5 protein-coding genes are annotated in these 6,756 nt (G+C 67.2%); all 5 read right to left on the minus strand.

The annotated features are described in order from the left end of the window. Positions 1-185: 185 nt before the first annotated feature. On the minus strand, positions 186-1,328 hold the full coding sequence (locus ACFWA7_RS38300) for an ABC transporter ATP-binding protein (RefSeq protein ID WP_385827780.1): 1,143 nt from the start codon (positions 1,326-1,328) through the stop codon (positions 186-188). An 82-nt stretch (positions 1,329-1,410) separates the two neighbouring features. Then, entirely contained in the window at positions 1,411-2,478 is a 1,068-nt protein-coding gene (locus ACFWA7_RS38305; protein WP_385827782.1) for an ABC transporter ATP-binding protein, read from the minus strand. 64 nt (positions 2,479-2,542) lie between these two features. Then, positions 2,543-3,520: an ABC transporter permease gene (locus tag ACFWA7_RS38310; RefSeq protein ID WP_385549602.1), complete on the minus strand. Its 978-nt coding sequence runs from the start codon at positions 3,518-3,520 to the stop codon at positions 2,543-2,545. A 64-nt stretch (positions 3,521-3,584) separates the two neighbouring features. Beyond that, on the minus strand, positions 3,585-5,237 hold the full coding sequence (locus tag ACFWA7_RS38315; RefSeq protein ID WP_385827784.1) for an ABC transporter substrate-binding protein: 1,653 nt from the start codon (positions 5,235-5,237) through the stop codon (positions 3,585-3,587). A 158-nt stretch (positions 5,238-5,395) separates the two neighbouring features. Beyond that, positions 5,396-6,424, minus strand: a complete 1,029-nt coding sequence (locus ACFWA7_RS38320; RefSeq protein ID WP_385549608.1) for an ABC transporter permease — start codon at positions 6,422-6,424, stop codon at positions 5,396-5,398. Positions 6,425-6,756: the final 332 nt, after the last annotated feature.

Here is a 6,756-nt window from a genome sequence, read left to right on the forward strand (position 1 = left end):
CCCCTTGAGTGCTCGGCTTTGCCTTCGTCCTCGGCCGTACCTCCCAGGGGCGCGGGGAACTGCGCGAGCAACCACGCACGGTCCGCGGTCGAATGGGCCGCGCACATGCCAAGGCCCGCGTCCGTGGTGTGACGGGGTGTACGGACGCGGGCCCGGCCTCCGAGCGGAGGCACTACGAACTCGGGTCAATGGGCTGTGTCCGTCGCCTCCTCGATCGCGGCAAGCGCGGGATCGAGCACGACATCCTCGCCCCGCGCCGCGACCGTCGGTTCCTCGGGGAAGTGGCACGCGGTCAGATGCCCCTCCCGGTTGCCGTCGAGCCGCACCAGTTCCGGTACTTCCAGCGCGCAGCGCTCCCGCGCCTTCCAGCAGCGCGTACGGAACCGGCACCCCGACGGCGGGTCGATCGGGGACGGCACGTCACCGGCGAGCCGGATCCGCTCGCGCCCCTCGCCCTCGTCGTCCACCACCGCCTCCGGCACGGCGGAAAGGAGCGCGTGCGTGTACGGGTGGCGGGGCCGGTCGTAGATGGAGGCCCGGTCGCCGATCTCGACGATGCGGCCCAGGTACATCACGGCGACCCGCTGCGAGAAGTGCCGCACGATCGCCAGGTCGTGGGCGACGAACAGGAACGCGATCCCCATCTCCCGCTGGAGGTTCTGGAGCAGGTTGACCACCTGCGCCTGGATCGACACGTCGAGCGCGGAGACCGGCTCGTCCGCCACGATCAGCCGGGGCCTGAGCCCCAACGCCCGTGCCACACCGATGCGTTGGCGCTGGCCGCCGGAGAACTCGTGCGGGAACCGGTTGTAGTGCTCGGGGTTGAGGCCGACGATCTCCAACAGCTCCCGTACCCGCTTCTCGCGCCCGCCCGGCGGATTGACGCCGTTGACGGCCATCGGGTTGGCGATGATGTCACCGACCGTCTGGCGCGGGTTGAGCGAGGCGAACGGGTCCTGGAAGATCATCTGGATCTCGGACCGGATCGGCGCCAGCTCCTTGCGCGAGGCGTGGCTGATGTCCCGGCCCTCGTACGTGATGGTGCCCCGGGTCGGTTCGAGCAGCCGGGTGATCAGCCGCCCCGTGGTCGACTTGCCGCACCCCGACTCGCCCACCAGGCCCAGGCTCTCGGCCTGCCCGATGGTGAAGTCGACACCGTCCACCGCGCGCACGTCCCCGACATGGCGCCTGAGGACGAGTCCGCTGGTGATCGGGAAGTACTTGACGAGCCCGGCCACTTCGAGCAGCGGGGCGGACGGCTCCGGGCCCTCCTCGCCGCCCTGGTCGCGGGGCCCCGGAACCTTGGTGAGGCTCAGCTGTTCGCTCATGATGTGTTCTCGACTCCTGGTCGGCGGTCGGCCGGTCGGCTGCTCGGCTGCTCGGCTGCTCGGCAAAGGGACAGCGACCGGGTCAGCGCAGTCGCGGCCGGATCTGCTCGGCGAAGATGGTGGACTTCTGATCCGGTGTCAGATGACAGGCGGCCCCGTGCGGCTCGTCCTCCGGGATCACCGGCCGCGCGGTGCGGCACGCGCCCCCCGCGACCTGGTCCGGGAAGGCGCACCGCGGATGGAAGGGGCACCCCGGCGGCGGCGCCAGCAGGCTCGGCGGTGTCCCCGGGATCGGCACCAGCGGCAGGTCGACGGGAGAGTCGAGCCGGGGGATCGAGCCGAGCAGCCCCCAGCTGTAGGGGTGGCGGGGCGTGCGCATGATCTCCCGTACCGTGCCGCGCTCCACACAGCGGCCCGCGTACATCACCATCACGTCGTCCGCGGTCTTCGCCACCACACCGAGGTCGTGGGTGATGATGACGATCGCGGAGCCGGTCTCCTGCTGGAGGTCCTTGAGCAGGTCGAGGATCTGCGCCTGGACGGTCACGTCGAGCGCGGTCGTCGGCTCGTCCGCGATGATCAGCTCCGGGTCGCAGACCAGCGCCATCGCGATCATCGCGCGCTGGCGCATCCCGCCCGAGAACTGGTGCGGATAGTCGTCGACCCGCAGCTTGGGCTGCGGGATGCCGACCTTGGTGAGCATCTGGACCGCCCGCTCACGGGCCTCCTTGCGGGAGGCGCCCATGTGCTTCATGTACGGCTCGGCGATCTGGCGGCCCACCGTGTAGTACGGCGAGAGCGCGGCCAGTGAGTCCTGGAAGATCATCGCCATCTTCTTGCCGCGCAGCTGGGCGAGCCGGCGCTCCGAGGCGCCGGTCAGCTCCTGCCCGTCGAGCAGGATCTCGCCCCGGATCGTGGTGTTGCGCGGGTTGTGCAGGCCGAGGACGGCGAGGTTGGTGACGGACTTGCCGGAGCCCGACTCGCCGACGATGCCCAGCGTCGAGCCGCGCGCCAGGTCGAACGAGAGCCCGTCGACCGCCTTGACGGTGCCGTCCTCGGTGGCGAAGTGGACGTACAGGTCACGGACCGAGAGGAAGCCGCGGGACGCGTCGGCGACCGGCTTCGCCCCGGGCTGGCTGAGGGTGCTCACGGACGGTTCTCCTCCGGAGGTTCCTGGGTCCCGGGGTTCCGGGACCGTGAGGGTCGACGCGCTCTCAGGAGAGCCGGATCCGCGGGTCGATGAAGGCGTACGCCATGTCGACGACGATGTTGCAGAGGACGATGATCGTGGCGCCGATGAGCATCACGGCCATCTCCAGCGGCAGGTCGCTGCGGAGCACGGCCTGCACCGACAGCGAGCCGAGGCCGTGCAGCCCGAAGGTCACCTCGGTGATGATCGCGCCGCCGAGCACCGCGCTGAGGTCGACGCCGAAGATGGTGATGACGGTGGCCATCGCGCCGCGCAGCGCGTACCGCAGGAAGACGTAGCGCGAGCTCATGCCCTTGGCGCGGGCCGCGCGGATATGGTCCTCCGACATCTGCTCGACCATCAACGACCGTGTCTGGCGGCTGTAGTTGGACCAGAAGATCACCGACAGGATCAGACAGGGCAGCAGCAGTCCCGAGACGGAAGCGGCCGGGTCGCTCGTCCAGTGGGGGTCCTGGCCGCGGTTGAAGAGGTGCGTCTTGGTGGAGAGCAGCAGGATGGCGATCGGGCCGATGAAGTAGATCTGCACGGACTGGCCGAGCAGCGAGGCCGCGCTCGCGATCCGGTCGAAGAGCTTGCCCTGCTGCCAGGCGGAGACGAGGCCGAGGCCGACGCCGACGGTCAGGAAGATCGCGGCGCCGCCGACGCCCAGCGAGAGCGTCGTGGGGTAGCGGTCGGAGATGGTGCTCCACACCAGCTGCTGGTCGGCGAAGGAGTAGCCGAAGCAGGGCGCCGGGCAGTGCCCGACGGGCATGTCGCGCCCGGCGAAGATGCCGACCATGAAGTGCCAGTACTGGACCCAGATCGGATGGTCGAGTCCGAGGTTCTTGCGGATCAGCGCGACGTTCTGCGGGTCGCAGTTCTTGCCGCAGGAGAGCAGCGCGGGGTCGGAGGGCAGGAAGAAGAAGAGGAAGTACGTAATGGCGCTGATCAGCAGCAGGATGACCGCGGCGCCGAGCAGTCGTCGCACAAGGAAACGGAGCATCGGACTCTTCCGTCTGTATGCGGTCCCCGGCCCGTGAGGCGGGCCGGGGACCGGGCCGCCACTGCTACTGCTTCACGAAGATGGTGCTCGGGTTGATGGTGCCGAAGACCTGGTTGTAAGTGACGCCGCCGAGGCCGTCGCCGTGCAGGTTGAAGTACTTGTCGTAGATGAACGGGATCTGCGACGTGTCGGTCTGCAGCACGTACTCGGAGAGCTTGCGCCACTCGTCGTTCTGCTTGCCGATGTCGGTGAGCGCCATGATGCGGTCGATCTCGGAGTTCACCTTCGGGTCGTTCAGGAACGCGTAGTTGTTGGTGCCGTCCTGGAGGTTGCGGCCGTCCATGGTCGGCGGCACCACGGTCGAGGCGCTCGGCCAGTCGGCGCCCCAGCCGGTGCGGTAGATGTCGTACGGCGTGTTCACCTTGCCGACCACCGTGTAGTACGAGGTCGGGTCGATGGCCTTGCGCTCCACCTGGAAGCCGGCCTTCTCCAGCGCCTTCTGGAGGGTCAGCGAGACGGCCTGCCAGCGCGGGGTGTTGGCGTACGCGTAGGAGAGCTTGACCGGGGTGGAGACCCCGGCCTCCTTCAGGAGCTCCTTGGCCTTCTCGGGGTCGCCCATGGGCTTGGCGAGCTTGCCGAACGGGTCGAACTTCGCCCAGCCGGCCACCGTCGGGCTGATCAGCGTGGTGCCGAGCTCACCCTGCGCGCCGCCGCCGAAGGCCTGCTGGACCTGCTGCATCGGGAAGGCGTACATGATCGCCTGGCGGATCTTGGGGTTGGTGATCCGCTTGGTGTTGATGTTCATGACCTCGACGTACGGCTGGTACTCGTTGACCGTCCGCGACTTGTACTGCGAGTCAGTCGTCAGCGTCTGCATCTTCGACGGGTCGGCGGAGCCGGACATGTTCACGGCGTACTTGTCGGGCCCGGACTGCGCGGCCATCCGGTTGGTGAGGCCCGGCTCGCCGATCCCGAGCTGGAACTCCCACTTGTCGGGGTAGGCGTTGCGGATCGGGTCGCTCTTGGGGTCCCAGTTGGTGTTGCGCACGAACGACAGCGACTTGCCCGGCTTGTAGTCCGCGATCTTGTACGGGCCGGCGGCGACCGGGTGGTTGTTGTACTTCTGCTTGTCGTCCTTGTCCTTCGGCACCGGCGACACGTTCGGCATCGACATCGCGTACGGGGCGTCCGCGTGCGCGTCCTTGAAGTGGAAGACGATGGTCTTGTCGTTGGGCGTCGCCAGGACCGTGTCGGGCAGCTCCTTGCCGTCGTACGGGCCCTTGTAGGCCTTGCGGTAGTCGGTGCCCAGCATCCACTTCTGGACGTACTGCGGGCCCTGCGTCTGGTAGTCCGCGAAGAGCCGCTCGATGCCGTACTTGATGTCCTTGGACGTGATCGGCCTGCCGTCCTCGAACTTCAGGTTGTCCTTGAGCGTGTACGTCCAGGTCTTGGCGCCGTCCGACGAGGTGCCGGTGTCGGTGGCGAGGTCGCCGACCAGAATCGTTTTTCCGGTCTTGGCGTCGATCTTGTAGCCGGTCAGCGAGCGGTTGTAGAGCAGCTGCAGCGAGAGCATGTCGCTGACGTACTGCTGGCCCGGGTCCAGATAGTCGAAGCCCGCCTGGTCCAGGTCATAGGCCGTACCCCCCGGCTTTGCGCCCTCGACGGGCACCGCCGGGCCGGTGGAGTCGGCCTTGGTGCCGATGCCGAAGTTCTGCACCGACGCTTTCTTGCCGTCGTCCGAGGGTTTCTTTCCATCGTCGGCCCCGCCGCTGCTGCATGCAGCAGACAGTGTCAAAGCCCCCACCGCCAGAAACGCGGAGGCGTAGCGCGCCTTGCGAATTCTCATTGATTCCTGCCTGTCAGGATGTGGACGGTTCAGCGGACGGTCTTGGGGTCGAGTGCGTCCCGGACCGAATCCCCGAGCAGGTTGAAGGCGACGACGAAGATCAGCATCGCGATGCCGGGGAAGAACATGAAGGTGACGTCGGACTCGAAGTACGAGGCGCCCGACTGGAAAAGCAGCCCCCAGTCCGGGGTCGGTGGCTGGATACCGACGCCCAGAAAGGAAAGTCCCGCCTCCGCGGTGACATTGGCCGGAAGCAGGAGTGTGGCCTGAACGAGGACGGTCGACCAGATGTTCGGCAGGACTTCCTTGCGGATGATCCGCCAGTTCGAGGCGCCGCTGAGTCTGGCCGCCTCGATGAACTCGCGCTCCCGCAGCGAAAGCACCTGGGCCCGCACCAGTCGGCCCACCACCATCCACCCGAGCAGGAACTGCACCAGGATCAGCGCCACGATCCGCACGTACGTGGGCTCCTCGTCCCGGGGCGAGACGAAGAGCGCGACGATCACCGGGGTGAAGGCGATGAAGAACAACTGCTGGGGGAACGACAGCATCAGGTCAGAGAACCGGCCCAGGAAGTAGTCGACCTTGCCGTGCAGATAGCCCTGGACCAGGCCGATCAGCACCCCGGTGGCCACCGAGACCACGGTGACCGCCAGCGAGATGAACAGCGAGGTCCGGATCCCGTAGATCAGCAGCGTGAACACATCGCGGCCCAGGTTCGGTTCGACGCCGAACCAGAAGTCCCCGTCGATGCCGCCGTTGGGCTTCAGCGGAATGCCGTAGCTGTTCAGCAGCCCGCGGTCCTGCCCGTAGAGCTGATAGGGATCCTTTCCGTACAGCTTCGCGATCAAGGGTGCCGTGAAGGCGACGAGAATGAAGGCGAGCACCGTGACGGCACAGGCGATGCCCACCCGGTCGCGTTTGAATCGCGCCCATGCGAGGCGGCCGGGAGAGCGTCCAATGAGTTCGGTCGCCGTCAGTCCCGTGCCCGTGCCCGAATCCCCGCCAGGCGGAAGGGGATCAGTTGGTTCTGTGGCGGCCTGGGTTGAACTCGTCATCGCGCATAGCCCCCGCACCGAGAGAGTCGAACGGCGCCCGAAGGCGTCATTGATTGACCGGAACATTCATGGGCCCGGCCTTGTGCGTCAAGAGGTTTGAGCATGCTGGTGTGTGATCACGAAAGAACTTGGCACAAGATTTCGCACATCGAGGCGACTGCGTGCTTGACAGGGCGGTGGAGCGGGCGACATGACTCCATAAATGCCCATCAATTTCGTTAACAAGCAGGCAACTTGACTGACGCAACACCGATATACGAACGCGCCACGCTGAACACCGTACGGCCGTGCGGGTGCCGTAGGCCGGCCGGGGCGGCCAAGTCGCCCCGGCC

Source organism: Streptomyces sp. NPDC059994, assembly GCF_042737755.1.
Taxonomy (GTDB): Bacteria; Actinomycetota; Actinomycetes; order Streptomycetales; family Streptomycetaceae; genus Streptomyces.

Excerpts from the sequence above, each read along its gene's own strand:
- ACFWA7_RS38310 (WP_385549602.1), bottom strand. The coding sequence starts at position 3,520 with ATGCTCCGTTTCCTTGTGCGACGACTGCTCGGCGCCGCGGTCATCCTG.
- ACFWA7_RS38300 (WP_385827780.1), bottom strand. The coding sequence starts at position 1,328 with ATGAGCGAACAGCTGAGCCTCACCAAGGTTCCGGGGCCCCGCGACCAG.
- ACFWA7_RS38320 (WP_385549608.1), bottom strand. The coding sequence starts at position 6,424 with ATGACGAGTTCAACCCAGGCCGCCACAGAACCAACTGATCCCCTTCCG.